The organism is Cupriavidus sp. Met-2 (assembly GCF_049843575.1).
Classification (GTDB): domain Bacteria; phylum Pseudomonadota; class Gammaproteobacteria; order Burkholderiales; family Burkholderiaceae; genus Cupriavidus; species Cupriavidus metallidurans.
Map to the genome: position 1 here is coordinate 122445 of NZ_JBBHZL010000012.1, position 25287 is coordinate 147731.

Genomic DNA, 25287 nt, shown 5'->3' on the forward strand with positions numbered 1-25287 from the left:
CTCCTTCAGGAACGATCGGCCAGCAGCAGGTTCGCTGTATTGGTCTGAATGCGATCGTTGTTGATCATCAGCGGCGCCGACCACAGATCGCGCAGGTGGCGTCCCAGGCTGAATGGCGTGCCATGCTTGTAGCCCGCCATCCCGCACACCAGCAGCGCCTGCTGCACGACTTCCAGTGCCATCGTCGACATCGCCGTCTTCAGACCGTTCATCTCGGCCGCCAGCGCGAATGCGGCGGATACCGAAGCGCCCGCATGGCGGCTGCGCTGATGCGCCAGCGCCAGATCCACGCGGCCTTCCATCATCTGCAGCAGGCTGACGGCTTCGGACACACGCGATGCGGACGGCGGCAACTGGCCCGGACGCGCGCGTGCCTGTCCCTGGAAGAAGGTCTTGGCGCGCGATACGGCATCGCTGGCGATGCCGAGCCACAGCGAGCTCCAAAGAATGTGGGAGACCGGTGTCATGGTGGCGTCAGCGATCTCGCCGAACGGCACCGGCAGCACCTGATCCACCTGGCCGGTGGCTTCCAGCCGGAAGCCATTGCTGCAGGTGCCGCGCATGCCGAGCGTGTCCCACGCATTCAGGCCTTGCAGCGTGTAGTCGGACTTCAGCGCGCAGACCAGCACCTGATCGGACGGCGAGGCATCCGCATTGCGGCGCGCGGTAATCAGGATGCCGTCGGCGTGGGCGCCATAGGAAATCGTCGGCGCCATCTTCAGCAGGTGGAAGCGGTCGCCATCCACGTTGACGGCGCAGCCGCTGCTACGCAGCGCGCCACCGATCGCCTCTTCGGACGTGGCGGACGCCAGCAGCAATTGCTCGCTGGCGATGCGTGCCAGCAGGTGCTGATGCCACGGACTGCCGGTGCCGTGATCGAGCAGGCACGCCACCTGGATCTGGTGCATCGCATAGATCATGCCGGTGGACGCACAGGTCTCGCCCAGCACCTTGCAGATCGCGGCCACCGTGGCCAGCGATGCGCCGCTGCCGCCGAGCACGGCCGGCACCATCGCGCCGAGCAGACCCTGGTCGCGCAGGACTTCGAACGCTTCGTGCGGAAAACGCGCTTCCTGGTCCACGGCGTCGGCAAAGCGCTGCGCGACCATTGCGGCCTCGCGCGCGGCGGCCAGCAATGCATCGCTGGCCATCGCGCCGCCAGCGTCGGGGTTGGCGTGCGCCAGCGTAACCTTCGCTCCGGTGTTCATGCTGCCTCCTGCTGCTGGCGAATGGCTTCCACCGCGGCCGCCAGCGAGTCAACGCTGCGGAATAGCTGGCGCGTCAGCATCTGATCCGGGATCTCGATATCGAACGCGTTTTCCAGCGCCAACATCACATGCACGGTGGCCAGGGACGAGAGTCCCGCCGCGTAGAGATCGTCGTTGTCAGCCAGGGTGGCCAGCGGTACATCTAGCCGGGCCACTTCGCCCAGAATATTGCGGATGGTTGCTTTCATTCGTAGTCTCCGATTGCGTTGACGGGCTCCATTCCATGGGTTTTGCGTGGTCGTTTCGGTGCGATTTCGCACCAAACCGAGCGCGCGGCGGCGTCTACCCCTCAGTGGGTCTCTTTATTGTTGGTTCAGTAAGCCGTGGTGCCGGTCCAGCCATGCAGCGCGGTGCGCAGGATGATCCGAAGGTCGAGCTGGAACGACCAGTGCTGGATGTAGTAGATGTCGAACTCGATGCGCTTGCGCATCTTCTCGACCGTGTCCGTCTGGCCACGCAGACCGTTGATCTGGGCCCAGCCGGTGATGCCGGGCTTCACGCGGTGGCGCAGCATGTAGCGGTCGATCAGTTCCTTGTAGAGCTCGTTATGCTCCATCGCGTGCGGACGCGGGCCGACCACTGACATCTCGCCGCGCAGCACGTTGATGAACTGCGGCAACTCGTCGAGGCTGGTCCGGCGCAGGAACGCGCCGACGCGGGTCACGCGCGGATCACCGCGCACGGCCTGGGTCACGCCACCGCCGTCCTGGTGCTGGCGCATGGTGCGGAACTTGTACACGTTGAAAGGCTGGCCGTCGATGCCCAGGCGCTGCTGCCGGAACAGCACGGGACCGGGCGACGACAGCTTGACCATCGCGGCTATCAGCAACAGCAACGGGCTCAGGCAGACCAGCACACCGAGCGAGAACACGCGATCGAAGCTGGCCTTGACCACGCCCGTGATGCCCGAGACGGGCGGACTGTTCAGGTCGATGACGGGCAGACCCATGAACTCGCTGAAGCGGTGGCCCAGCAGCTCGACGGACGACACGTCGGGCACCCAGCGGATGTCGATCATCTCATTGCGGAACTGGCGCACCACGCCGGACAGATCGCGGCAAGCGGCCATCGGCAGCGTCAGCCAGATCTCGCGCACGCCATGGTCGCGCACGAAGCCGCTGACTTCCTCGATCTGGCGCAGCGGGGTCACGTCGTACGGAATCGCGTCGGACTCCTCGTCATACACGCCCACGACGCGATAGCCGGCATCGCGGAAGTGCTGCACGCGATCGTACATTTCTCGGCCCAGCGGGCCGTAGCCGAAGATCAGCACGCGCTTGGCGTTGATGCCCTGCTGGCGCACGTTGGCCAGCATCCGGAACATCACGACCCGCGACAGCGCCAGCATCACGCCCGTGCCAATGAACCAGCCCATCGACCAGACGCGTGAGACCGCCCCGATCTGGTGGATCAGGAACGCACCGAGCAGGCCGGAGATGAACACCAAGGTCCATGCGGCGGCAATGCGCAACCCCAGCACGGCGCGACTGCGGCCGCGCCATGATTCGTAGATGCCGAAGGCAGGAAAGATCAGCAGCGCGCCGAGCGCGCACAGCATCGTCAGGAACCCGTTGACGGGTGCCGCGCTCCTGATGCCGTCATGGAAATACAGCGCGCCCATGGCGATGCCGCATACCGCGATCAGTACCGCATCACCGAGTCGATAGAGATAGTGAAGTGCAGAGTGCCGCTCGGCGGCAACATTCCATTCCGACGCCATGACCGCCCCAAAGCCCTCGCGGGAAACCAAGTGCAGTCATGGTTGCGCACGTATGGCGCGTCGTCTGTTGGCAGGCGCACAAACCCCTCGAGCGCCTGCGACCTGGATGGCGTCAGCAGGCGCAACGCCGGGTCGCGCAATCCGGCCGTGCGGCGACGTTGATCTGGCAGACGCGGCAGTCCGCTTGCCAGGCCCACTCGCCACGCTCGTACGGGCGGTCACGGCCAGAAAGAAAGGTGGCGATGCCCTGCACCCAGATGTGCGTCACGCCCGCCACGCCACTCACCGGCAGCACGAGCACTGTGGCCAGCACACCGGATGCCAGCAGCATCGCAACCGGGCCGTGCGGCACCTCGTGACGCATGATGAATGGCAGGCTGACGCAGAAGCCGAGCGCCAGTCCGCTCACCACCTCGGACATCGAATGCGCGTGCAGCGCGAGCCGGGACATGCCGACGGCAAGTGCCAGCAACACGCCGGCCACGGCGGCCAGCAGGCTCAGGGTTCGATAGCGTGACGGCACGGCAAGGCATGCGAACACGGGCAGGATCGACGCAGCCATCATCGCGTGGCCGGAGAAGCCCGTGAAGTTGAGCGCGGCGCTGCCGATGCCCCAGCCCATGAAGGCGAGCTTCGACACCAGCACGAGGCAGGCCGTCAGCGAGAACGCGATCAGCCAGTGCCGCGCGACGGCGTTGGCGCCATGCCACCGCAGCCACGCATACAGGAAGACGGCGCACGGCAGCAGAAAGGCCGATTCACCGAAGAAGGAAACGAGTTGCCAACGACTCATGACACGCGGACCTCGTACGGTTCAACGTACGGATTGCCAATTGCTTGGGATGCCGCAGCGTAGCAGTCCATATCCATCCCCTCTGTGCGCAAGGGCACGCCAGGGTCTCCATCCCGAAGCATGAGATGGGCGACGCTCTCCGCCCCCGAGGATGAGATGCCGCGCAGGCGCGCGCGTCACCCTGAGTCTTCTGGTTGATGGAGTGTCGCCGCGCGATTCGATATGTTCGTAAGTAATGGGCGTTCGCGCACGCGAGCGTCCATTTCAAAGCCCGCATGGTCCCCCGGTCGGCGGGCTTCTTTTTTGGCGCGACGATCGGCGTGACCGTGGGGCGTAGCACCCCGCGACCGGGTTCAGGACATTTCGTGGTGAGCGCCGTCGGTGATGCGCGCCAGCGCGACGATCATGGCGCGTGCGGCATCGATGTGCCGGCCGGCCTCGCGCTCGCCGATCTCGACTGCCGCGATGATCGCAGCCTCCTCGGTGGCAAAGTTCCGTCCGTGCAGCTCTCCCCGATACAACAACGGCCCGCCTACGATGGCGAGCCGTATCTCATAGCAACATGCCCACTTGCCCCGGCCCTCGCGCACGGCGAAACCATGCACGGCCAGGATATCCAGACTGCGATCCATACGACCCCCTTCTTCCCCCGTGCGGCCGGCCTGTCATCTCACCGGCTTCTGATCACGAGCACATCCAGCATAGTCGCATCGACGCGCGCCTGCCTTCATCCGATCGCAGGAGATCCCTCTGGATATACCCTTGTGTGGGGTGGTAGTACCGGCGTGGACGAGATATCCGCCAGGGTTGCTGGCGGCGGCACGGGCCTCACGTGCGGCATCGCCAACGCTTCGCGGGGGAAGCATTGCCCGCCCGCCCATACCAGCGCGGCGGCAGCGCACACAAGGTCCACCGGCGCGGGCACAGCCTGGCAACCGCCGGCGCCGAGCTTCGCGGCGTGGCCGATCAGCGCGGCATCGAGCGCATCGGACAGGACAAGCCAGCGGCGCGGTGCCAGCTGCGCGTGCACGCGGTCGAGCAGTTCGTGGGGGTCATCCTCGGCGCTGCAATCGACCACGACCAGATCCACACCGCCGGGTGGCAAGGGTTCGGCTTCATCGGGATTGTCGATCGTGTGCTGCGACACGCGCGCTGTGGCGCCGTTGGGCAACCATTCCGGGCAATGCCATCGCACCGGCTGCGGTACGTCCTGCAACTCCATGCGCCGCGCGAGGATGCGGCACATCATTTCGTTTCTGGCGATCAGGTAGGTCGTCATCGAAGTACTAATGAGCATCTCGTCGGCATCGTCGCGCAGCATGTTGCGCTGGCGGGATGCCCGGTATGCGGTGGTCGGCTCATTTCAAGGTAGCAACGACCACCTGCGGCCGCCTCATGCTTTTGGATGAGGGCAGGCCGGCGAAAGGCGGAAACTGGACGATCCGAGGGCGCGCGCGCCCGGTGCGGCAACCGGTGCTCAGGCTGCCTCGCAAGCGTGCTGCGCGCTCAGGGATGACATCGGGATATGGGTCGGCCGGGCCGGCGTCGGGCCGGGCCAGTTCAACGATGCGCCGCGCTGGAGCGCGACGTACACGGCCTCGCCCTTGTTGCGCACATGCAGGCGCTGATAGAGCGTGCAGGCGTGGGTCTTCGCCGTGGCCACCGAGATATTGAGCAGGCGGCTGACCGTCTTGATCGGATAGCCACGCGCCAGCAGGGCCAGCACTTCGTACTGGCGCTCGGTGATGTTGAGCAGGTGCGCGCCAACTGCCGGCGTTTCGGTCGGCACCGCGTGGGTGTCCGCGTGCGCGGGCGCTGCGGCGTCGGCGCCGTGCAGCGGCACTACGACTGGCGTGGCAACGAGTCTCGACAACTCCGCGGGCACGGCGTCCGCGAGCGGTTCGTGGACACGATTGGCAGGTGCATGCGACGGGAAACACTCGCCGCCGGCCAGCACGAGCCGGATAGCGGCTTCCAGCGCCTCGGAAGAACAGGTCTTGGCCAGCAGACCGCGCACCTTCTCGGGCAGGCCGCCTTCCGGCATCGGCGCCGGCAGATGATCGGCAAGCACCAGCACGCGCAGCGGCTGCAGACGCAGACACAACTCGGCCAGTATCGGCCAGCCCGCGCCACTGTCGGCGGGCATCCCGATAATCAGCAGATCGGCATGATGCACCCACGGCTCGGGGGCGTGCAGCGTGGTGGGGTCGAGGTCGACGAGATCGCCGGGGACGTGCGCCTGAGACAAAAGGTGGTGCAGTCCGAGACGCAACAAGGGGTGTGGCTCGAACAAGAGGATGGTGGCCATGACTGCTCACTTCTTCTTGGCGCGCCGCACGAAGCGTTCGCTTCTGCAACGCGCTGATTGGAGGCGCTCCACTTGTAGCGTGGCTGCACTTCCATACGATCGGGTATAGCCTCCTGAGCCTACAGCAGCTTCCCGTCCTGGCCCGCCGCCGTCAAACTGGCCCTCCCTTGGAGGATGCCTGACCGCCCCGTTTGCGCATGTAGCGCATTAGATCCTTCTGAATACTGATTCAAACTAAATCTAATTCTGATGTTCAGCATAGGAAGGGCACTGAGTGAATGCAAGGTGATGGTGCGGCGCAGCGGGTTTCTCCGTAGGAGGACGCAGGGAGCCATTGCAGGATCTGTAGCGACGATTTGCGCACATAGCAATGGGCGTGTGAATCTCCGCTGTGCGGCGCACAAGAGCCCGCCTGCGACGACGGCAAGTGACGCTGCGGCAACGCCCGGATTCAAACCGGAGGCCCATAATGGCGGCCTCGATTCACGGACACGGTTCGCAGGCCACGCGCTGCGCTGCTCCGACTCAATAACTACAGGGGGCCCCTTGGCCGCTACCGAAAATACTGGCTCGCAATCACAGCCACAATCGCAATCGCCTGCCGACCTCACGGCTCTGCCCGACAACCCGGACCTGGTACCGGGCATGCCATATCGCCACTACAAGGGTGGCGCCTATCTCGTGACCGGGGTTGGCCGTTTCGAAGCCGACATGACACCGGTCGTGGTGTACGAATCCATGCGTGACCGCTCGCTGCTCTGGGTACGACACGCCGACGTGTTCACCGAGCCCGTCTCGACCGCGACGGGCGACGTCGCCAGATTCGCGCCGCACTGGGCACCGGCCTTGTCGTGTCTGGACTTCCTGCCACGCAAGACGGTCCTTCAGGTACTGGCCTTGTACGATGCGCCGTACCGCAAATACCATGACCGGCGACACGTGCTGGAGATGTTCGAGCAAGCCCACGCACTCGGCATCGCACTCAATCCTGCGCAAGCGCTGGCCGTCCTGTTTCATGACGCCGTGTACGTCCCGGGCTTCGAGCACAACGAAGCGGCCTCGGCGGCCTTGCTCGACACCATGGTCGAGGACGTGAACGCCGACGTGATTCACCTTGCAAGGCAGATCATTCTCGACACCCGCACGCATGAAGCAAGCGTGCCCGACGCCGCAACGGTCCTGGATCTCGATCTCCTCCGTCTGGCCGCCGACGATGATGTCTTCGACGCGCATGGGCTAGCCGTATTCGATGAGAACCGCGGCTTGCTGGCGAGCAGGGTCCAACTTTCCGGCGAGGCGCTGTATCACGCATTCATGGTTCGCCGCGCGGCATTCCTCGGGGCACTGGCGCAACGGCCGAAACTGTTTTTGACGACGGCATTCGCCGAATTCGAAGGTCCGGCTCGTCGCAATATCGCAAGAGTTCTTGCAAGCTTCGGGCAAGCGAAAGCCAACTGATGCAGGGCTGCGAAGACCATCTCCGGACCTGCCCCGGAGATGTGTCTGAAATATGACTGTCATCGAAATCGCACCAAAGTCGCCCCAAATGACAGATGTCATGCAAACGTCCGGCCATCTGCTAACCTGAATCTCCAGAAGCCGGTTTCGTGCAGCCTGAAGAAGGACCAATAATCATGGGCAGACACATCGCGGCGCTGGCGCTGCTATTCGCCGCGGTCAGTGCATTTGCCGGAGATGTCACTGGGGCTGGTTCCACATTCGTCTACCCGCTGATGGCGAAATGGGCGGCCACGTATTACGCCAGGACAGGCCGGCAGATCGATTACCAACCCATCGGCTCAGGCAACGGCATCCGGCAGATCAAGGCGGCCAGCATCACGTTCGGCACCACGGACATGCCGCTCAAACCCGAAGAACTCGAGCGCGCAGGACTGGCCCAGTTTCCCATCGCGGTAGGCGGCGTCGTGCCGGTGATCAACCTGCAGGGCATTGGCGCGGGGCAGATCCACATGACGGGCGCGCTGCTGGCCGATATCTATCGCGGCAAGATCGCCAACTGGAACGATGCGGCCATTGCGTCGGCCAATCCCGGCGTGCAGTTTCCCGACCTGAAGATCACGGTGGTCCATCGCGGCGACGGCTCGGGCACCACGTTCAACTGGACCGACTACCTTTCCAAGGTCAGCCCCGAATGGAAGGCGGCAGTCGGGGCAGGCACCACGGTGCGTTGGCCCATCGGGATGAACGCGAGCGGCAATGAGGGCGTATCGCTCTATATCCACAATATTCGCGGCGCGATCGGCTATGTGGAACTGACCTACGCGCTGCAGAAGAGCCTGCCCTATGCGTTGGTCCAGAACCGCGATGGTCTCTACGTGAAGCCTTCGCGCGAATCGTTCAGCGCCGCGGTGACGGCCGTGGAATGGAACCCGCGGCTCGACTTCTATCAGGTGCTGACCAATGCGCCGGGCCCGAACGCGTGGCCGATCACGGGCACGGTCTTCGTGCTGATGCAGCGTTCCGCCGCGCACCCGTCGAATACGAAGGATGCGCTGGCGTTCTTTCAGTGGGCGCTTGCCGAAGGGCAATCCGATGCGTCGGCCGAGCACTACGTGGCACTGCCGCCGGAACTGGTGAAGCAGGTGATCGCGTACTGGGCGGAGACCTTCAAGTAGCGTCGATCAGAACGCGTACGCGGCGCACAGATTTACGACGTTGGTCTCGTGGCTGCGCACCATGCCGAGCGCCTTTGCCACATCGACGTGCAGCACGCCCGGAACCTGCCTTGAACTTGCTTTGAAGTTACCTTGAGGCGCGATGCCGGCATGACCGCTATGGCCATGCCGTGCCGATCAACCGATCAACGCGAGGAATCGAGCGCCTCGCCGTTCTTCTGCACGTCCTGCGCCTTCAGGTAGCTCTCGATCAGCAGCTGATACGCGGGGAAGATCTTCGTGTAGATCTCGGCCCACTGCTGGGCGTCGTCACGGTTCCAGGTGCGCTGCAGTTCGGACGCCACCGCGGCGGTATCCATCGGCACCACGCCTGCCTGCACCACGCGGGCCAGCGTAATTTCCTGCGCCATCTTCGAGTACGTGCCCGAGGCATCGACCACGGCAAAGACCTTGTAGCCGTCGGCAACCGCGCTGATGGACGGGAACGCCATGCACACGCTGGTGATGGTGCCGGCGATGATCAGTGTCTTCTTGCCCGTGGCCTTCACGGCGGCGACGAACTCAGGGTTGTCCCACGCATTGATCTCGCCCTTGCGCGCAACGTACTTCGCGTGCGGCGCGTTCTCATGGATCTCGGGGATCAGCGGGCCGTTGGGGCCTTGCGGCACCGAAGCCGTGGTAATCACTGGCAGCTTGCTCAGCGTGGCCATTTTCGCCAGCGCGGCGGCACGTTGGCGCAGCTCGGGCATCGGCATGTCACCGACGGTCTGGAACAAACCGCTCTGGTGGTCGATCAGCAGCATGGCCGTATCAGCCGGATCGATCACGGGACGGGCGCCGTTGAAGTTGGCGGGTTGGGTCATGGTGAAGCTCCTTCTTCATAAGGTGGTGGCACGCCACCGTAAGGGGAGAGGGCCCGCCGCCGGGACGATGGCGGGTCGATGACGACAGCTTAGTTTTGGAACACTGATGGCGGTAGATTGCTAAGTTGCACATCAGAGTCCTATCTCATGAACAATGGTGCCCGGGACGCTTGTCCGCCTGCTTCGCCTGGTCCGCCTGATGCCGGGATCGAATATCTGGCCCAGCGCTTCGGCGCAATGCAGGAGGCGTAGACCCGGCATCGCGCCGGATCGCGTGTAGTTCGAACGAACTACACGCACGGGGGGACGAGATTCCTCCCTTCGACGGTCGCCCGTGGGCGACATGCTGTCTACAGTCGGTCTCATCAACAGGCGCGGCCATCGCCGCCCGATATCGAGACCGATTGCAAGCCGGAGACAGCATGTACCTGACCCAGGGCCTACACCGTCGTGTGCAGCAGACGCCCGACCACGTCGCCACAATATTCAGAAGCCGCCGGCGTACCTATCGTGAGTTCTCCGAGCGTGTCTCGCGCCTCGCCGGCGCCTTGCAGCAACTCGGCATGAACCCAGGCGACCGCGTCAGCATGCTGTCCCTGAACTCGGACCGCTATCTCGAATACGCAATGAGCGTGTGGTGGGGCGGTGGCGTCCTCAATCCAGTCAACACGCGCTGGAGCGTGCCGGAAATCGTCTATTCGCTCGATGACTGCGATACCGGCATCCTGATCGTCGACGACCATTTTCTGGCCATGGCCGAGCCGATTCGCGCCACGGCGAAGCGGGCACCGATTTTTATTCATGCGGGCGACGGCGCGCCGCCGGCAGGAATGCTGGGATTCGAGGCCCTGCTAGCAGACGCTGCCCCCGTACCGGATGCCATGCGTGGCGGCGAGGATCTGGCCTCGATCATGTACACGGGCGGCACCACCGGCAAGCCAAAGGGTGTCATGCAGTCGCACATGAACCTGTGGTCGTCGTCGATCTCGCGCCTCGCCCAGTTCCCGCTGGACGAAGCGACGATCACGCTCCACGCGGCACCGCTGTTCCATACGGCGGCGATGGCCAAGGCAGTGGGTGTGTTCGTCATCGGCGGCACGCACACGATGGTCCCGACGTTCGATCCGGCCGAGGTGCTGGAAACGCTCGAACGCGAGCGCGTCAACGACATCATGCTCGTGCCCACGATGCTGCAGGCGATCCTGGCGTGCCCGGACTTCGCCAGACGCGATGTCAGCAGCCTGAAGCGCATCAACTATGGCGCGTCACCGATCAACGGCGCGGTGCTCGATGCGGCGCTGGCCGCCATGCCGAATGTCGAGTTCTCGCACGCCTATGGGCTGACCGAAGCGTCGCCGGTGGTATCGGTCAATCCGCCTGCCAACCACGGCCCGGTGGGCCGCGCCAGCGGGCTGTACCGGTCGGCGGGCCGCCCCGGCTTCGGTGTGTTCGTCAAGGTCGTCGACCCGAACGGCGATGAAGTCCCACGCAACACGGTCGGCGAGATCATCGTGCGCGGCCCCAACATCATGCTGGGATACTGGAACAAGCCGGAGGAAACGCGGCAGGCACTGCGCAACGGCTGGCTGCATACGGGCGACGGCGCATACATGGACGATGCCGGCTATCTGTTCATCGTCGATCGCATCAAGGACATGATCGTCACCGGCGGCGAGAACGTCTATTCGGCCGAGGTCGAGAACGCGCTGGCCCAACATCCGGCAGTCCATTCCTGCGCGGTCATTGGCGTGCCGCACGAGCGCTGGGGCGAAGCGGTTCACGCGGTGGTGGTGCTCAGACCCGGCTTGCCGGCTGGCGAGGACGAATTGTGCACGCATTGCCGCGCGCTCATCGCCAGCTACAAGTGCCCCAAGAGCGTGGAGTTCCGCACCGAGCTGCCGCTCTCCGCAGCGGGCAAGATCCTCAAGCGCGAACTGCGCACGCGCTACTGGCAGGACCAGCCGCGGCAGGTCAGCTGAACCAATCGGGTCGATAGCGAACGACCCCACACCTATCTCCTCGTCACAAAAAAAGAAGGAAAGCGCAATGACCAACAAAGTGGTGGTAGCCGGTGTCGGCATGATTCCCTTTACCAAGCCGGGCGCGAGCGACGACTACGGCGTGATGGGCGCGCGCGCCGCGAAAGCGGCGCTCGCCGACGCTGGCATCGACTACGCGCTGGTGCAGCAGGCCTACGTAGGCTACGTGTTCGGCGATTCGACGTCGGGACAGACGGCGATCTACGGTGTCGGCCTGACCGGCATTCCGGTCATCAACGTCAACAACAACTGCGCCACGGGATCGACGGCGTTGTATCTGGCCCGGCAGGCCGTGGAGAGTGGCGCGGTGGAATGCGCGATCGCGCTCGGCTTCGAACAGATGGTGCCCGGCGCGCTGAAGGGCGCGTACACGGACCGCCCCGGCCCGATGGAGCGCTTCGCCCGTGTGATGAACGACGTCCAGGGCTTCGACGAACAGGCGCCGCGCGCGGCGCAGTTCTTCGGCGGTGCCGGCCGTGCCTACATGAAGGAATTCGGCATTCGGCCCGAGACCTTCGCGCGTATCTCCGTGAAAGCCCGCCAGCACGCGGCGCGTAATCCGTTCGCCGTATTCCGCAACACCGTCACGCTGGAAGATGTGATGACCTCCCCGAAGGTGTTCGATCCGCTGACGCGTCTGCAGTGCTGTCCGCCCACCTGCGGCGCGGCCGCCGCGATCCTGTGCACCGAGGCGTTCGCGCGCAAGCATGGGCTCGACACGCGCGTGGCCATCGCGGCGCAGGCCATGACCACCGACCGCAACAGCACCTTCGATGAAGGCGACATGCGCAAGGTGGTCGGCTACGACATGACGCACGCGGCGGCCACCCAGGTCTACGAACGCGCAGGCATCGGGCCCGGCGACGTCGACGTGGTGGAACTGCACGACTGCTTCACCGCGAACGAACTGATCACCTACGAAGGGCTGGGCCTGACGCCCGAAGGCACCGCCGAGAAGTTCATCCTCGACGGCGACAACACGTACGGTGGCCGCGTGGTGACCAACCCCTCGGGCGGCCTGCTGTCCAAGGGCCACCCGCTCGGCGCCACGGGACTCGCACAGTGCGCGGAACTGGTCTGGCAACTGCGCGGCGAAGCAGGCGACCGGCAGGTAGCCGGCGCGCGCCTGGCACTGCAGCACAACCTGGGTCTGGGCGGCGCGTGCGTGGTCACGTTGTACCAGCGCCAGTGACGGCCCGCCGAGCATCGACGGACAGCACTGAAAAAGACGACTAGAACGAAGGAGACACGAAGCATGAGCAAACTGACCAACAAGGTAGCGATCGTATCGGGCTCCGGCCGGGGCATCGGCCGCGAGATCGCGCTGAAGCTGGCAAGCGAAGGGGCGGCGGTTGTCGTCAACGATCTTGACGCGGAACCGGCCGAGGCCGTGGTCCGCGAGATCACCACGATGGGCGGCCGGGCCGTAGCCTGCGTGGGCAGCGTGACCGAGGCCGACTTCGGCACGCGCTTCGTGGGTACCGCATTGCAGACTTTTGGCGGGCTCGACATCATCGTCAACAACGCCGGCTATACGTGGGACAACGTGATCCAGAAAATGACCGACGACCAGTGGTCGGCCATCATGGATGTGCACGTCACAGCGCCGTTCCGCATTCTGCGCGCTGCGGCGGACTACTTCCGCGAGACCTCGAAGCAGGAAGCCGAGCAAGGCCGCGAAGTATTCCGCAAGGTGGTGAACATCTCCTCGGCCTCGGGCGTGATAGGCAATGCCGGCCAGGCCAACTATTCGGCGGGCAAGGCTGCCATCAACGGCCTGACCAAGGCGCTGGCCAAGGAGTGGGGACGCTACAAGGTCAACGTCAACAGCGTCGCGTTCGGCCTGATCAAGACGCGCCTGACCGAGGCCGTAGCAGGCGAAGGCCATGCCACCATCGACATCGCTGGCAATGAAATCAAGGTGGGCGTGAATCCGCAGCTCATGAAGAACATCGAGGCCACGATTCCGCTGGGCCGTGGCGGCACGCCCGCCGAAGCCGCCGGCTCCGTCTACCTGCTTTGCATTCCGGAATCCAACTACATCACGGGTCAGGTGCTTGTGGTGGGTGGCGGCCGTCCCAGAACGGAAGGAGACCGAGATGGATAACGCAAGACGCCGCGCGCTGCGCCGGCTAGGCTGGGGCATGGCGGGCGTGGCCGGCATGCAGATTGCGCTGCCCAGCCGCGCAACGCCGACATATCCCTCCCGCGCCGTGCGGCTGATCATGCCGTACGCAGCCGGGGGTACCGGCGATGTGGTGGCGCGTCTGATTGCCGAGGGGCTGGCCAAGACCTGGCAGCGCCCCGTGGTGGTGGACAACAAGCCTGGCGCGGGCGGCATGATCGGCGCCGATCTGGTCGCCAAGTCCGAGCCAGACGGCTACACGCTGCTGACGGCGCTGACCGGGCTCGTGCAGGCGCCATCGCTGTATGGCAAGGCCGCCTACAACCCGGTGCGCGATTTTGCGCCGATCTCGGAACTGGCTACGTCCCATCTGGCACTGGTCGTGCAGCAGGATTTCCCGGCACGCACCGCGAAGGAGTTCGCAGAGCACCTGGCGCGCCAGGGACAGCCGCTACCCTATGGCACCTATGGCCTCGGTTCGAGCGGTCATCTGCAGATGGAAATCTTCGCTCGCGCCACTGGCATCTCGCTGGTGCACGTGCCGTACAAGGGCGAGGGTCCGCTGGTCAACGATCTGCTCGGCCGGCAGATCCCCGCTGGCGTGGTTGGCGCGGTCACGGCACGTCAGTACGCGCAGGCTGGCAAGTTGCGCCCGCTTGCCGTGGCCGGCGGGAGCCGTTCGCCACTGCTGCCCGATGTGCCGACGTTCCGGGAGTCCGGCTACGCCGGGCTAGAGCGACAGGGCTGGATCGGCCTTTTCGCGCCGGCAAATACGCCCCGCGATGTGGTCGACAAGATCAGTCGCGATGTGAATCGCGTGATCGTGTCCGATGCGCTGCGCGCGCGGCTGGTGGACATGGGCATCATCGTCAAGGGCAGCACGCCATCGGCATTCGCGGACGTCGTCAAGGCCGAGCAGGAATACTGGGCCGACGCGATCCGCGCGGCCAACATCCGGCTCGAGTAAGCCGGTATCCCCACACGCTCCACTCACTCAACCACCGGAGACAACATGAACGCTCGCGAGCAAACGGCTGCCGAACAGATCGCAGCCCCATTCTCGATCACCCCCGTGACGCCCGTCATCGGCGCGGAGATCGGCGATATCGATCTGCGCGAAACGCTGGACGACTCCACCTATCAGGCACTGCGCCAGGCACTGGTGCGCCACAAGGTCCTGTTCTTCCGCGATCAGGACATTTCGCCCGCGCAGCACGTGGCGCTCGCCCGGCGCTTTGGCGAACTCGAGGTCCATCCGGTCTTTCCGCATCACCCCGACCATCCCGAACTGGTGCTGCTGGGCGGGAACAAGGATGCGAAGGGGCGCGAGAACATCTATCACTCGGACGTCTCATGGCGTGCCGTGCCGTCGATGGGATCGATGTTGCGCTGCGTGGAATGTCCGCCGATGGGCGGCGACACGATCTGGGTCAACATGGCCCAGGCATATGCCGGACTGCCGGACGATGTGAAGGCGCGAATCGAGGGCCTCGAGGCGGTGCATGACCTGATGCCGGGGTTCGGCGCGCGCATGTCGGCCGAGGAGCGCCTTGTCAACCGCGAGAAGTTCCCGCCCGCCACGCATCCGGTGGTGCGCACGCATCCTGAAAGCGGCGAGAAGATCCTCTACGTCAACGAAGGCTTCGTGACGCACCTGGCCAACTATGGCGCGCACATCCAGTATCGCGTGGGGGCGGATTTCCGCCTGGGCGAGCTCGACCTGCTGCAGTACCTCTATCGGCAGGCCACGGTGCCCGAATATCAGGTCCGGATGAAGTGGCGACCCAACACCATCGCGTTCTGGGACAACCGCTCCACCCAGCACTACGCGGTGCAGGACTACTTCCCCGCTGTGCGTCGCATGATGCGTGCGACGATCATCGGCGAGCGTCCAGTCTGAGGCCGCGCTCACTGGCACGGCGCGCCCGTGAGCGCATCATGGTGGCGCAGCGCCGCCGGTGGCTATCGAAGCAGTCCAAGACTACGCCCGATGGCGACGGCTTCCGTGCGGCTCTGCGCGCCGAGCTTGGCGTTGATCTTGCGCAGGTGAGACTTGATCGTCAGCTCCGACACGAACATTTTCTCGGCGATCACGCGATTGCGATGGCCTGCGGCAAGCATCTGCAGGACTTCCTGCTCTCGGGTCGTCAACGGTTCCGCGATGGCAACGCCGCGCGCCTGGTTCACTTCCACGCCGGCTGCGGCCAATGGCGCCGGAATCTGCGCAAGCACTGTGCGGACGAACTGAAGTTCGATGCCGGCGCGGACGCATTCCGCTTCACGCGCGTCGGCCCATCGCCTTAGCAGATCCGCCAGACGGTCCCCTTCGTCCAGGAACGTCCGCGCGAGGCCTTCATGGCTGGCGAGCCGCAGGGCCTCGGTCAACTGCTCGAACGCTTCGGACTGCTTGCCCGCGCCATCGAGCGCCATGGCCAGTAAAAGCCGGAGTTTCAGTGCGCGCCAGTGCCGCTGGCGTTGGGTGGCAACCGCAATGGCATCGGCCAGTTCTGACGCGGTCTGTTCATGCTCGCCATGCGCGATCGCGAGTCTCCAGCGGATCGAGTCTGGGAAGTCGATGTCGTTCGCATGGCCATAGCTGTCACTCGCGGCCCAGTCGGCGTGCAGTTCGGCGCTGCGCAACGCCTGATCGGCGGCATCGAGCCGGCCTTCGATCGTGGCAACGCGCACGCGCTCCAGCCAGGCCGAACAGATGGCGCGCGGCAACTGAATGCCGCGGCCGATCTCCTCAAGCTCCGCCAGCATACGCAGCCAGCGGTCGCGGTCGCCGCCCAGCAGCGCCAACCGCGCCGAGAGAATGAACCCGGCAATCATAGCGTCCGGCGGCGCGTAGCCCTTGCAGTAGGGCATCGCTTCGGCCAGCACGCGTGCGCAATCCTCGAGAGCGTTCGCCTCATAGAGGGCCGTGGCCCATGCCGGAAGGAAGGCGTGTCTGAGACTGCTCACCTCGCTAGGGCTCCAGCCGCGCTCGGCGACGGCGCGGAACCGCGCAAGTGCATTGCTGAGTCGGCCCTGCACCAGATCGATGACGCCTTCGAGAGAATCCGCGATGCCACGCTGGAATCCTGTCCGCACATCGTTCGCACCCGGCATCAGGCGCGACAGCACACGGCGCGCGTCCTCGTACCGATGACTGGCCACCAGCGAAAACGCCTGCGAGTTGACCACGCTGGCGTACCGGAAGGGCGCGTCCGGGGGAATCCGCTCCAGATGCGCCAGGCCGGCGGCCAGACACGCTTCGATCTGGTCGGTCATCGCCAGCAGCACACATCGCAGCGTCTCGACCTCGAAGGCAATCTTCGCCTGCTGGTCGGCGGGAACATCCGCCGCAAGCAACGCCGCCATCGTCTGCATCGCTTCCGAATAGCGGCGATTGAGCAACAGGACCCAGGCATAGGCCAGACCCATGCGATGGGGGTCCGCGAGCAGACGCTTGCGGTCGATGCGGTCGAGCCATCGCGCCAGCAGTCGCACGCGACCCGCCTGGAACAGGGCTGGTGTATGGATGGCAATCAGCGGCAGCGCCTCATCGTCAAGCCCGGCTTGCAGCAGGTGCTCGATCGCCGGGACGGGACGATCCTCCGACAGGTACCAGCGCGATGCCGCCACGTGCAGCGCGCGCGCCTTGTCCGGATAGGTCACTTGCAGCCGATGCTGCAGGAAGCTGGCGAAGAGGCTGTGATAGCGATACCACTGATGCTCGCCATCGAGCGGCGTAATGAACAGGTTGTTCCGCTCCAGGAAGCTCAGCATTTCGCGGCTGTCGTGCCGTCCGGTCACGGCATCGCACAGTGGCGCCGACAGTTGGCCAAGCAGACTGGTCTGTAGCAGGAAGTCGCGGCAGGATTCGCTTTGCCCCATCAGGATGTCTTCCGCCAGATACTCGGCCAGCTCGATATTGGTACCCGAGAACGAGCGGACGAACGCCGCATGATTGGGATGTCCGCGCAGCGAGAGCGTGGCCAGGTAGACGGCTGCCGCCCAGCCCTCGGTGCAGCGCCATAGCGTGGCGATCTCGCCGTCCGGCAGCGGCAGCCCGCACTTGTCCCGGATGAAGCTGGCGGCCTCTTCCGCGCTGAAGCGCAATGCGGCCGGGTTGATATCCAGAAGCTGGCCCCTTGCGCGAAGTCCACCAAGGCCGAGGTCTGGCGTGGCGCGCGTGCCGATGACCAGCACACCCTGCGGCGACAGCACTCTGACCAGTTGCTGCAGATATTCGGTGATCGCGTCATTCTGGATGACTTCGAGATCGTCGAGCAGGATGGCGAATGGGTGCGCATAGGAGGCCGCGATCTCGATGATCTCGTGCGCGATGGCTTCGCCAGCAATGGTGTCGGAGCGTTCGTCGCGCTGATGGCGGGTCAAGCCCGGCAGCCTGAGCAAGCCCGTGTGGAGATGCAGAAGAAAACGCTGCAGGTCATTGTCGGCGGCATCGCATCGCAACCACACGCAGGCTCGCTGGCCGGCCTGGCACCGTTCCAGGTACTGCTGCATCAGCGTGGTCTTGCCGAAGCCGGCTGCGGCGCGGACCAGGATCAGACGGGCCGAGGCGGCGTCCACCATCACGTCGACAAGGCGCGAGCGGACCAGATGATTCGGCAAGGCGCGGGGCAGCACGAGCTTGGAGGCAACCAGGCCCCGCCGCTGCGTGTCACTGTCACCGGGCTTGCGGCTGATGGCTGCGCTCATTGCTCCTTCCCTCACCATGCGTGGCGTGGGGCGTTCGCCATGGGTTATCTCCGTTTGATCTTTTCGGGCGGCACTTGCGGCACGCCTGTGTCCCGCGGCTGTGATCCGCTCGTCGCCATTTGAAAAGCTGTGCGGATTCTGCCATGTCGACGGCACGACCGAGATTCTCCCATCGCGGCACTAGGCTGTCGTGGTTCTTTCGAACTAGCGGGACCGATGACATATGGCTGCCGGCCAGATCATTCGAGACGCTGATAGTGTTTGGGAGGCTGCGGGCGACTATGCGCCGCAATGATTGCGATCTTCTCGTATTGCGCTCTGGAATTTCTTCCAGTGAATATCGCCAATTTTTGCTGTTTTCCCCAAATGCGCGGGCAACGGCCTCTGCGGTATACGCACGGCACGTATACACCATATATGGTGGCCAGGTGGCGCGTAAACCGTACCAATGGGGCGTCCGCGCACGAAGCGTACCCAACGCTGCGTATGTTTTTCTTTAATAATCAATGCCAAATTGAATTACACGATTTCTGGAAATTCCGCCCGTTTGGGTGCCTGAGAAGCCAGATTGCGATGGGGGTGACGACGCGGAATCCGCCCATTGGCCTTCATCAAGGTGCGTGCGACACGACAAGAAGCCGCTTGGGCGCGTGGAGAACGGCATCGGGTGGTTTGATTTGGTGATCTTTCTGGAGAGACCCATCATTCCTTCTATGAATTCTGAAAATGATGCACCTTCGGTGACATGCAGTCGGCGGACGCGACATCAAGGCGTCGATGCTGTGGCCGCAGCAGTTGGCCCTGCGCGGGCGTTGCCGTCTGGGGGTGTGTTGCCCTGCCCTGGCCGCCGTGCAGTCGTCCAGGCTTATGCCAGCGCTTCACCGGGGGGCCTAGACCAGGATGGCGTCACTGTGCTGTGCCCGATCTGCCGACAGGCGGGCCAGAAATCGGTATTCGATCCGCCACTCAGCAAGACCAGGAGTTCACTATGCTTCAGGCAAAAAATAATTTACATTGCACTTTGTGATGCAGAACAGGCCGGATGAAACAGGAGACTGGATAATCCTGTTGTAATTCAGTCACTTATGTGCGGATGGCCAATGTCGGCGTTCGCGCACGCCGGACGAAATCCCAAGCGCACAAAGTGCATTCAGAGGCCATAGACCCCCATGCCTGACGATCGAGATACGCTGGCCGCCACGAAACTGACGCGAACGGAATTTGCCGTCGTGCGGGCGTACGCCCAGGGCATGAAGCCCCTGGAGATCGCCAACCGGTACCTGCAGGACCCCGACGACGACGACGATCTGACCGAGCACCAGGCCATACAACGCATCCTGGCGCTGCGCGATCGGTTGGTCCAGTTCGCTTTGCAGCATGATCGCCCCGATATAGCGGAGATGTTCGAGGCGCTGCGCGGGCGCTCCGACGCCGGCATGACTCGCCGGGTAGATGCGCTGACTTCGATCGAACAGTTGGGCCAGGGGCGCCCACTTCCGGGGCATCAGGTCTCCCTCTGGTTCGGCCCCAGCCTGTCTCGACGACTGATGGCAGCCGGCATCCGGACGATCGCCGACATGACCGACCTGGCCAATCGAAAAGGCAGCGGCTGGTGGCGTCATGTGCCGCGTATCGGGCGACATTCTGCGGAGATCATCGTCCGCTGGCTTGCCACGCAATCCGCCCAGACGGCGCTCAAGGTCAGTCCGCATGTGCTCGCATCGGCACAAATAGTGGATCGTAAAGCACTTTATGCGAGGCCATTGGGACGAGGTATGGCATTCCCTGTTCCGCTTGAACTGATGCGTGCACCGGAAACATTTGCTCCCTGGGCGATGGCGCTGGGGGAAGAACTCAAAGACGTTCAAGGATGGGTGGCAGCACGGGCGAGCTCTCCAAACACCTGGAAGAGCTACCGTCGCGAGGCCGAGCGGTTTCTGCTCTGGGCTGCCGGGCAAGGTAAGTCATTACGTGCCATGGCTGCCGATGACCTGGATGCGTATCGGGCGTTCCTTGCCAATCCGGAGCCTTCATCATTCTGGTGTGGCCCGGCCGGTCCGCGTGACAAGGCGCACTGGCGGCCGTTCGAAGGGCCATTGCGTACCAGTTCCTGCGAGGCGGCGATGCGGGTGATCAGCGCGCTGTTGCGGGCATTGCGCAAGGGAGATCCGGCCAGGTTGGCGCGGAGCGGCGTGGTCGATGATGGGACTGCCACCGTGCAGGCATCCTCCAAACCGGCGACGTTACCCCGCGAGACGATCGAATCATTCCTGGCCTGGCTGAGTGCCAGCCCGTCTTCACCACGGCAGCGTGCCGCGTTGGCGGCAGCGCTACTGCTCGCTCGTCACGGAATTCGGATCGTCGAACTGGCTTCGTTTCGCCTGGTTCATTTTTCCTGCTCACCGTCTGCGGCGCCCCCTACGGGCCGGCTGCTGCTCGAAGCAAAGAGTACGGCGAGGCGTGGCGAGATCGTCCTGGATCAGGATGCGTGGTCCGCCCTGTCGGCCCATTGGACGGACCGACAACTGGCGTGGGATACGTTGAGTGAGGGATGGGATCCTGATGCCGCGTTGCTGGCGCCGATCGAGTACCCGTCGACAGCACGGGGGCGAGCCAAGCAATCGATAGCGACGGCAGGTTACTCGGCCAGTGGCTTGGAGCAGTTGCTCCGGGCAAGCTGGCGACGTTTTGCCGAGACGCACGACGTCGACGTGGAAGCCTTCACGCCGAGGCAGTTGCGGTTGGGGTGATTGCGATCCAATAGAGCAGTTTCGTCACCCGATTGGATCGCAATGGATCCTCATGGTTGGAAGATGCTCAGATCAGCGTCTTGTCCAGGCCGAAGCGGGCCTTGAGGACGTCCAGCAGGTCTTCCCGGGCACTGCGGTCGGTGAGTTGAACATCAAGCATGACACGGCCGGAGTCCCACTCTTTGATCGTCCCGAGTAGCTGGCCCGATTCTGTCCGAATCTTGTACTGGCGGCTGATCTCCTTGACCTTGCGGGACTTCCCTTCCTGGGCCTGCTTGCGAATCGCTTCGACCTCGCGGCTGGACATGCCGTCGTTCATGATTCGCGTGGCCAGATCGCGCGTGCGGTCTTCTCCGGCAACCTTGCAGTACAGCGTCAGCTCGTAGCCGGTAGCAATCCCGATCGCGCTCGGACGTTCGCGCATGACCGCCAGAACGGACTCGGGCAGCTTGAGCAAGGCCAGTGTCTTGTTGACGGTGCCGGCCGACATTCCGGTCAGTTCGCAGATTTCGTCCTCCTTCTGAACCTTGCCCTCATCGAGCAACTGGCGCCAGGCGATCGCGTTGTCGAGTGCGGACTGGTCCGACCGCTGCTCGTTGAGCAGGAAGGAAAGGCGATAGAAATCGAGATCGCTCAGGTCGGTCTCGATGAAGCATTCCATCTCGAGCTTGCCCGCCGACGCCAGTGCGCGCTTGCGGTAGTGACCGTCGATCAGGATGTAGTGGCCAGGACGGGTCGGGTCGGACGCAGCCAGACCCGGCGTCTTTTGACCATGCGTGGCGATCGACGCCGCGCGCTCCTGCACTACCGCCGGATCGTAGATGCGGCGGGCATTGAAGGGGTTGTCATGCAGCTGAGCGATGGGAATCTTTATCAGCGTCCGCCCTTCGATCACGCTCTCATCACTTTCAGCGCTGAAAGTCGATTGCGGCGGCATTGCGCGCGCCGACTGCAACAGCCCATTTGGATGCTGGGAAATGGCCGCCTCCGCACGCGCGAACCGGTCGATCGCGTCGCTGCGGGTCTTTTCTGCGGCCATGCCGGCGAGCATCCCCGCCTTGAGACTCTTCAATTTCGTTGCCATAGGTATTACTCAATCAGGGACAAGATTTCATCCACCATCATGTCGACTTCCTGCACGGCCTCGCGTGCTCCCGGCACACCATGCACCGTGCAGCCAATGGCTTGGCACTCTCGAAAGGCCGAACGCGAACCGACCATTGCGTTCAACAGCGGGACATCGCCGTCATCACCGAGGATCTCGATGGCCTGACGCGCAATAGACACGCGGCGCTGGACCATGTTCGCCATCACACGGATCTGAAGCGTTTCGTTCTGTACTTGGGCGTGCTGCGCCAGTGTTTTGGCGGCAACGGCTGCCCAGAGGTCTGGCGGCGACGGCACGACCGGGATGATTGCCAGATCGGAGATCAGCAAGGCGCTAGATGGGGCTGCAGAATGGACGGCAGGCGGGCAATCGACAAGGATGTAGTCGTAATCGTTGACGAACTTGCGCACTTCCCGGTGCATGGCGCCTCCCGATGGAGCCAATCCGATCACTGAGGCCGGAAATGGGCGTTCGTCGCTAGCTTGCGCAGCCCAGCGCGTAGCAGTGCCTTGCTCATCCATATCCACCAACAGCGACCGGGCACCGCGGAGTCCAAGCGTGCCAGCGATATGCATACTGACTGTGGTCTTGCCGCAGCCGCCCTTTTGGTTGAAAACGGTGATGATCTTTGCTGCCACTACGGCCTCACTTTCAGCGCTGAAAGCGCGAATGATGGTATTCAGTTAAGGCGTCACTTTAGCCAAATAGACATTCCGCTACAACCCGTTTTTCAAAAATTGAAATTTTGAAATCTGATCGAGAGCGTAAAGGCGTTACAGCGCGATCGCAAGCGAGAGATGGCCTGCCAAGCAACGGAAATCCGCCTGAATTGCCTGCGCAGATCGCTTCTTCTTGAAAAGCGGTACGGAATCCGCCTAAAGTAGGGGTAGTGCGCTCTACGGCGCACATGACACCGCAACACATTGTGGTTATGATGCCTGCTACAGTCGAGTCAAGTCGTGTCAACCTCGTCGGCTTCCGTTCGGTTTCTACGAGAATTCAACATGCTTGAGCGGTTGTTTGCGCTGTGTAACGAACTTGCTTCGAAAGGAAATTCTTATGGCAACCGGTACGGTCAAGTGGTTCAACGAGACCAAGGGTTTCGGCTTCATTACTCCGGATGACGGTGGTGCAGATCTGTTTGCTCACTTCTCGGAAATCCAGGGCAGCGGCTTCAAGACGCTGAAGGACGGTCAACGCGTGACGTTCGAAGTGAAGCAAGGCCCGAAGGGTCTGCAGGCATCTGCAATCAAGCCTGCGTAAGCTGGACCACCACCAGCGCCGGCGTATCGCGTCAGTGACTCGTCCGGCAGCAAAAAAGGCAAGCGTTACGCTTGCCTTTTTTGTTTCGCCCTGCCAAGGGGATCAGGAAAGCTTGCGGACGCTCGTTCGGGATGGCTGCAGGATCAGTGCCTTCGAAGAATCGGCATCTACCTTCGCACCAGGATAGACCACGAGCACATCCTTGAGCGCCTTACGGAACAGCGCCCGGAACTTGCGCTCGCTCTCCGTTTCCGTACCGAACTGCATCTGCAAGGCTTCCCAGGGAATCTCGGTGCGCCGCTGAATCGTGAAGAAGCGATACGTCAGCCACGAATACACGTCCAACGCGAAAGGCGACTGCTTGAGTGCCTTGAGCGCACGCATATCCACGGGTACCGGGCGGTTGACCAGCTCGTTGAAAAACGGCTCGGACAACACCACGAAGCTCTCGAACATCGAGCCTTGCCCTGGCTGCATCGGATCCCACCATGTCGACAGCTGATCCGCCAGCAAGTAGCCAACGCGATCGATCGATAGCGGTTCATGATTCGGCGCCTGATTCGGCACAGGCACCGACTTGTTCTGCACGATCGCAATCGTCGCGGAGAACAACCGAATCATCTGCTGGCGTACCAGCGTCATCGTCCCACGCTTGCCCCCCGTGGCCATCGGGATGCCCAGGTTGTACATGAACTCGGACAGCGAGTTGCCAAGGGAAATACGTCGATCCTCGACGGTTCCAGTGAACTCGCCTCGCTTCTTCTTGGCCATGATCTCCTTGCCGATCCAGGCCAGCATCAAGCGCGGATAGGACCCGTAAGGGTAGCCAAGGGATACAGTTTCCGAGACGAGCTTCTGCCGGCCGTTCGTAGCCCGCTCGGAGCGCTGCTGCGTGAAATAGCCAGGCTGGATCATCAACGAGATGTTGCCACTAGTGCGCGTCCACACCGGCGGCGCACCCTTTGGCGCGCGATAGGGCAACGTCACCTGTACGCTGGCACGGCTCAGAAAGCCTACTTCACCGCTTTGCCATGCGTCCTCGCGTTCCATGGCCTGAGCCTCGTCGAACAGGCGTTGGAATTTTTCGGATGGGACAAGGCCGTTCTCGTTTCCGGGAACGATGATACGGGATGGCTCGTTGTCCCCTACCAGGACGGAGCGATCCTCGTCGATGGCCATTGAGCGTTTGATCGGCATATTGACGGGCTTCGAATTACCCGCCTTTGTACGCGATCACGTAAACGTTGTCACGCAGAAACGGGTACGTATACGTATTTCCCATGCCTTCGTGCTGGCTAACGGGTTTCAGGTGCCGGGTATCCGGCTAGTGGCGAGATGGCAGGTCGACGGTGGGCAATCCCGAAGGGTTGTCCACGGTTGCCTGCTCATCCACTACAAGTAAACGATACCGATACGGGTTAACTACTCGTAAACCGTATACGGTGTGACTCGAGCCCTGATTACAAAAGAGAATTTGACCCTAGTTGTACCCGTTTCTGCGAGTAAACGTACCTGATTCTGCGAACGGCCGAACCCGAATCTGCGACAAACCGAACCCGTTTCAGCGCAATCGCCGAACCGGATTCTGCGTGGATAAGTCACTGATCCCACAGGGTTTTCCACAGCAGGAAAGCACCAAAGCGTACCCGTTTCTGCGCCGAAGCCTCGGGGGCCGTCGATATGACACGTATTCTTGCGTCCGAAAGG

Annotated in this window: 21 protein-coding genes; 9 read left to right on the forward strand and 12 right to left on the reverse strand. The window is 63.3% G+C overall.

Annotation, left to right across the window (positions count from 1 at the left end):
* Nucleotides 1-5 precede the first annotated feature (5 nt).
* The 7 genes from WD006_RS23110 to WD006_RS23140 all read right to left on the reverse strand — a co-directional run bounded on the left by WD006_RS23110 (nt 6) and on the right by WD006_RS23140 (nt 6089).
* On the reverse strand, nt 6-1208 hold the full coding sequence (locus tag WD006_RS23110) for an acyl-CoA dehydrogenase family protein (RefSeq protein WP_011518046.1): 1203 nt from the start codon (nt 1206-1208) through the stop codon (nt 6-8).
* Nucleotides 1205-1456 carry an acyl carrier protein gene (locus tag WD006_RS23115; protein ID WP_008650026.1) on the reverse strand — a complete coding sequence of 84 codons (252 nt, stop codon included), beginning with the start codon at nt 1454-1456 and terminating at the stop codon, nt 1205-1207. The genes WD006_RS23110 and WD006_RS23115 overlap by 4 nt, the downstream gene beginning before the upstream one ends.
* Before the next feature lie 125 nt (nt 1457-1581).
* A complete protein-coding gene (locus tag WD006_RS23120) occupies nt 1582-2988 on the reverse strand; it encodes an undecaprenyl-phosphate glucose phosphotransferase (protein ID WP_011518045.1) in 1407 nt (468 codons plus the stop codon).
* Nucleotides 2989-3100: 112 nt separating this feature from the next.
* Nucleotides 3101-3781, reverse strand: coding sequence for a phosphatase PAP2 family protein (locus WD006_RS23125; RefSeq protein WP_011518043.1), 681 nt, complete (start codon nt 3779-3781; stop codon nt 3101-3103).
* Between the two features lie 353 nt (nt 3782-4134).
* Nucleotides 4135-4413, reverse strand: a complete 279-nt coding sequence (locus WD006_RS23130) for a hypothetical protein (RefSeq protein WP_011518042.1) — start codon at nt 4411-4413, stop codon at nt 4135-4137.
* Nucleotides 4414-4508: 95 nt separating this feature from the next.
* Complete coding sequence (locus WD006_RS23135) at nt 4509-5102, reverse strand: response regulator transcription factor (protein ID WP_063834260.1); 594 nt, start codon at nt 5100-5102, stop codon at nt 4509-4511.
* 156 nt (nt 5103-5258) lie between these two features.
* Nucleotides 5259-6089 carry a helix-turn-helix transcriptional regulator gene (locus tag WD006_RS23140; RefSeq protein WP_011518040.1) on the reverse strand — a complete coding sequence of 277 codons (831 nt, stop codon included), beginning with the start codon at nt 6087-6089 and terminating at the stop codon, nt 5259-5261.
* A 645-nt stretch (nt 6090-6734) separates the two neighbouring features.
* Here WD006_RS23140 and WD006_RS23145 point away from each other — a divergent pair.
* Nucleotides 6735-7547: a DUF1653 domain-containing protein gene (locus WD006_RS23145; protein WP_035820294.1), complete on the forward strand. Its 813-nt coding sequence runs from the start codon at nt 6735-6737 to the stop codon at nt 7545-7547.
* Between the two features lie 176 nt (nt 7548-7723).
* Complete coding sequence (gene pstS, locus WD006_RS23150; protein WP_029308697.1) at nt 7724-8725, forward strand: phosphate ABC transporter substrate-binding protein PstS; 1002 nt, start codon at nt 7724-7726, stop codon at nt 8723-8725.
* A 185-nt stretch (nt 8726-8910) separates the two neighbouring features.
* On the opposite strand, the gene WD006_RS23155 is transcribed toward pstS, so the two are convergent.
* The gene (locus WD006_RS23155) at nt 8911-9588 is read right to left on the reverse strand and encodes a hydrolase (protein WP_008646397.1); all 678 of its coding nucleotides are present in this window, start codon (nt 9586-9588) and stop codon (nt 8911-8913) included.
* Nucleotides 9589-10010: 422 nt separating this feature from the next.
* Between WD006_RS23155 and WD006_RS23160 the strand changes: the two genes are divergently transcribed.
* The 5 genes from WD006_RS23160 to WD006_RS23180 all read left to right on the forward strand — a co-directional run bounded on the left by WD006_RS23160 (nt 10011) and on the right by WD006_RS23180 (nt 15652).
* Entirely contained in the window at nt 10011-11567 is a 1557-nt protein-coding gene (locus tag WD006_RS23160; protein WP_029308698.1) for an acyl-CoA synthetase, read from the forward strand.
* 67 nt (nt 11568-11634) lie between these two features.
* Nucleotides 11635-12819 (forward strand): lipid-transfer protein, encoded by a 1185-nt coding sequence (locus WD006_RS23165; RefSeq protein WP_011518036.1) that lies wholly within the window; start codon nt 11635-11637, stop codon nt 12817-12819.
* A gap of 63 nt (nt 12820-12882) precedes the next feature.
* Nucleotides 12883-13734, forward strand: coding sequence for an SDR family NAD(P)-dependent oxidoreductase (locus WD006_RS23170; RefSeq protein ID WP_029308699.1), 852 nt, complete (start codon nt 12883-12885; stop codon nt 13732-13734).
* Nucleotides 13727-14719: a Bug family tripartite tricarboxylate transporter substrate binding protein gene (locus tag WD006_RS23175; protein WP_029308700.1), complete on the forward strand. Its 993-nt coding sequence runs from the start codon at nt 13727-13729 to the stop codon at nt 14717-14719. The genes WD006_RS23170 and WD006_RS23175 overlap by 8 nt, the downstream gene beginning before the upstream one ends.
* A gap of 45 nt (nt 14720-14764) precedes the next feature.
* Complete coding sequence (locus WD006_RS23180; protein ID WP_029308701.1) at nt 14765-15652, forward strand: TauD/TfdA dioxygenase family protein; 888 nt, start codon at nt 14765-14767, stop codon at nt 15650-15652.
* 62 nt (nt 15653-15714) lie between these two features.
* Here WD006_RS23180 and WD006_RS23185 read toward each other — a convergent pair whose 3' ends face one another.
* The gene (locus WD006_RS23185; protein WP_029308702.1) at nt 15715-18459 is read right to left on the reverse strand and encodes a LuxR C-terminal-related transcriptional regulator; all 2745 of its coding nucleotides are present in this window, start codon (nt 18457-18459) and stop codon (nt 15715-15717) included.
* 1169 nt (nt 18460-19628) lie between these two features.
* Here WD006_RS23185 and WD006_RS23190 point away from each other — a divergent pair.
* Entirely contained in the window at nt 19629-21209 is a 1581-nt protein-coding gene (locus WD006_RS23190; protein WP_029308703.1) for a phage integrase family protein, read from the forward strand.
* Between the two features lie 67 nt (nt 21210-21276).
* On the opposite strand, the gene WD006_RS23195 is transcribed toward WD006_RS23190, so the two are convergent.
* Together WD006_RS23195 and WD006_RS23200 are read right to left on the reverse strand one after the other, a co-directional pair.
* Nucleotides 21277-22293, reverse strand: coding sequence for a ParB/RepB/Spo0J family partition protein (locus tag WD006_RS23195; protein WP_017511228.1), 1017 nt, complete (start codon nt 22291-22293; stop codon nt 21277-21279).
* A gap of 5 nt (nt 22294-22298) precedes the next feature.
* Nucleotides 22299-22955 carry an AAA family ATPase gene (locus WD006_RS23200; RefSeq protein WP_008646379.1) on the reverse strand — a complete coding sequence of 219 codons (657 nt, stop codon included), beginning with the start codon at nt 22953-22955 and terminating at the stop codon, nt 22299-22301.
* A gap of 421 nt (nt 22956-23376) precedes the next feature.
* Here WD006_RS23200 and WD006_RS23205 point away from each other — a divergent pair, with 421 nt between their 5' ends.
* Nucleotides 23377-23580 carry a cold-shock protein gene (locus tag WD006_RS23205; RefSeq protein ID WP_006159056.1) on the forward strand — a complete coding sequence of 68 codons (204 nt, stop codon included), beginning with the start codon at nt 23377-23379 and terminating at the stop codon, nt 23578-23580.
* 102 nt (nt 23581-23682) lie between these two features.
* On the opposite strand, the gene WD006_RS23210 is transcribed toward WD006_RS23205, so the two are convergent.
* On the reverse strand, nt 23683-24777 hold the full coding sequence (locus WD006_RS23210; protein WP_011518029.1) for a replication protein RepA: 1095 nt from the start codon (nt 24775-24777) through the stop codon (nt 23683-23685).
* Between the last annotated feature and the right edge of the window lie 510 nt (nt 24778-25287).

Coding starts and splice junctions, on each gene's coding strand:
- WD006_RS23210 (WP_011518029.1), bottom strand. CDS start 24,777: ATGCCGATCAAACGCTCAATGGCCATCGACGAGGATCGCTCCGTCCTG.
- pstS (WP_029308697.1), top strand. CDS start 7,724: ATGGGCAGACACATCGCGGCGCTGGCGCTGCTATTCGCCGCGGTCAGT.
- WD006_RS23205 (WP_006159056.1), top strand. CDS start 23,377: ATGGCAACCGGTACGGTCAAGTGGTTCAACGAGACCAAGGGTTTCGGC.
- WD006_RS23125 (WP_011518043.1), bottom strand. CDS start 3,781: ATGAGTCGTTGGCAACTCGTTTCCTTCTTCGGTGAATCGGCCTTTCTG.
- WD006_RS23170 (WP_029308699.1), top strand. CDS start 12,883: ATGAGCAAACTGACCAACAAGGTAGCGATCGTATCGGGCTCCGGCCGG.
- WD006_RS23130 (WP_011518042.1), bottom strand. CDS start 4,413: ATGGATCGCAGTCTGGATATCCTGGCCGTGCATGGTTTCGCCGTGCGC.
- WD006_RS23160 (WP_029308698.1), top strand. CDS start 10,011: ATGTACCTGACCCAGGGCCTACACCGTCGTGTGCAGCAGACGCCCGAC.
- WD006_RS23180 (WP_029308701.1), top strand. CDS start 14,765: ATGAACGCTCGCGAGCAAACGGCTGCCGAACAGATCGCAGCCCCATTC.
- WD006_RS23185 (WP_029308702.1), bottom strand. CDS start 18,459: ATGAGCGCAGCCATCAGCCGCAAGCCCGGTGACAGTGACACGCAGCGG.
- WD006_RS23120 (WP_011518045.1), bottom strand. CDS start 2,988: ATGGCGTCGGAATGGAATGTTGCCGCCGAGCGGCACTCTGCACTTCAC.
- WD006_RS23110 (WP_011518046.1), bottom strand. CDS start 1,208: ATGAACACCGGAGCGAAGGTTACGCTGGCGCACGCCAACCCCGACGCT.
- WD006_RS23155 (WP_008646397.1), bottom strand. CDS start 9,588: ATGACCCAACCCGCCAACTTCAACGGCGCCCGTCCCGTGATCGATCCG.
- WD006_RS23195 (WP_017511228.1), bottom strand. CDS start 22,293: ATGGCAACGAAATTGAAGAGTCTCAAGGCGGGGATGCTCGCCGGCATG.
- WD006_RS23190 (WP_029308703.1), top strand. CDS start 19,629: ATGCCTGACGATCGAGATACGCTGGCCGCCACGAAACTGACGCGAACG.
- WD006_RS23165 (WP_011518036.1), top strand. CDS start 11,635: ATGACCAACAAAGTGGTGGTAGCCGGTGTCGGCATGATTCCCTTTACC.
- WD006_RS23175 (WP_029308700.1), top strand. CDS start 13,727: ATGGATAACGCAAGACGCCGCGCGCTGCGCCGGCTAGGCTGGGGCATG.
- WD006_RS23135 (WP_063834260.1), bottom strand. CDS start 5,102: ATGCTGCGCGACGATGCCGACGAGATGCTCATTAGTACTTCGATGACG.
- WD006_RS23145 (WP_035820294.1), top strand. CDS start 6,735: ATGCCATATCGCCACTACAAGGGTGGCGCCTATCTCGTGACCGGGGTT.
- WD006_RS23115 (WP_008650026.1), bottom strand. CDS start 1,456: ATGAAAGCAACCATCCGCAATATTCTGGGCGAAGTGGCCCGGCTAGAT.
- WD006_RS23140 (WP_011518040.1), bottom strand. CDS start 6,089: ATGGCCACCATCCTCTTGTTCGAGCCACACCCCTTGTTGCGTCTCGGA.